Origin of the sequence: Streptomyces pathocidini (assembly GCF_001418495.1) — a bacterium.
Classification (GTDB): domain Bacteria; phylum Actinomycetota; class Actinomycetes; order Streptomycetales; family Streptomycetaceae; genus Streptomyces; species Streptomyces pathocidini.
The window spans coordinates 372-1,634 of the sequence record NZ_LIQY01000154.1 but is presented as its reverse complement, the minus strand read 5'-3'; the positions used below and the strand labels follow the sequence as shown (position 1 = coordinate 1,634).

Genomic DNA, 1,263 nt, shown 5'->3' with positions numbered 1-1,263 from the left:
ATTCTGAAGGGGGCGGCGGGCTGGACCTGACGGCGGGTTCCGGCGGGCGCGGCCGCTCCTCCGACGGAGCCGCGGCTGGTCCGGCGGGCGGGCCTCAGCCCACCCGCGCGCCGCCCGCCTCGCCGTACGGCTCCGGTCGCGCGTTCAGCACGAGGACCGCGACGTCGTCGTTCATCCGCCCGCCCGTGTACGCGTGGAGGTCCGCCTCCAGGCGACGCAGCAGCTCGACGGTGGGCAGCGCGGCCCACTGGACCAGGCGCTTGGCCAGCGGATAGAAGGCGCCGCTCGCGTCCCGGGCCTCGGTGACCCCGTCCGTGCACGCGACCACCCGGCTGCCCGCGGGGAGCCGGACGTGCTGCGGCCGGCGCTGTCCGGCGGCCAGCTCGCCGAGGCCCAGGGGCAGGCCCGGCTCGCCGGACTCCAGCTCGCGTACGGTCCCGTCTGCGCCGATCACATACGGCGCGACATGGCCGCAGTCGACCAGCGTCATCGACAGCGAGAACGGGTCGGGGTCCCCGGAGGGGCCGGCGGCCTCGGTGCCGAAGACGAGCGCCGTCACGAACCGCTCGTCGCCGTCCCGCGCCGACTCCGCGTAGTGGCGGTAGAGGCCCTCCTCCATCGCCTTCACCGCGCTCTCCAGGCTGCGCCGGTGGTACGCGGCCTCGCGGAAGGCGGTCAGCACGGCGGCGCCGGTCCCGATGGCGCCGAGCCCCTTGCCCTGGACGTCGCCGATGGTGACGCGGGTGCCGAACGGGGTCTCCACCGCCTCGTAGATGTCCCCGCCGACGAGCGCGTCCTTCTGGGCGGAGATGTAGAACCCGTCGACCACCAGTTGCCGGGTGTGGAGCGGCAGTTCACGGATCAGCGCGCGCTGCGCGGCTTCCCCGGTCGCGGACACCCGCTCCAGCAGCCGCTCGCGCTCGCGGCGCAGCAGGGCCACGGCGATGCCCGCGCCCACCATGAGCAGGTTCCCGAAGATCGCGGCCACCCGGTTCATGGCCGGCAGCCGCTCGGGGAGGATGCCGTGCGTGATGACCATGACGGTCAGGGTGATGGCGCTGACGACCAGGGTCTGCCGGTAGGTGCACAGCGCGGCGGCCGCGACCGGCGCGACCGCCGCGTACACATCGAGCCGGAGATAGTCCGGCGTCGCCTGGTCGACGATCACGATGCCCGCGAGGTAGACCAGCACGAGAGGGAACGCGCTGGTCGCCAACCAGGTCGGCCGGCGCCGTCCCGCCGGCCGCGCACGGGTCATCCTCG

The 1,263-nt window shown here is 74.5% G+C and carries 1 protein-coding gene; it reads right to left on the bottom strand.

Features of this window, described 5'->3' with window-relative positions:
* Window positions 1-94: 94 nt before the first annotated feature.
* Window positions 95-1,263, bottom strand: a 1,169-nt coding sequence (locus tag AOK16_RS09470) for a PP2C family protein-serine/threonine phosphatase (protein ID WP_205627656.1), incomplete at its 5' end; no start/stop codon positions are given.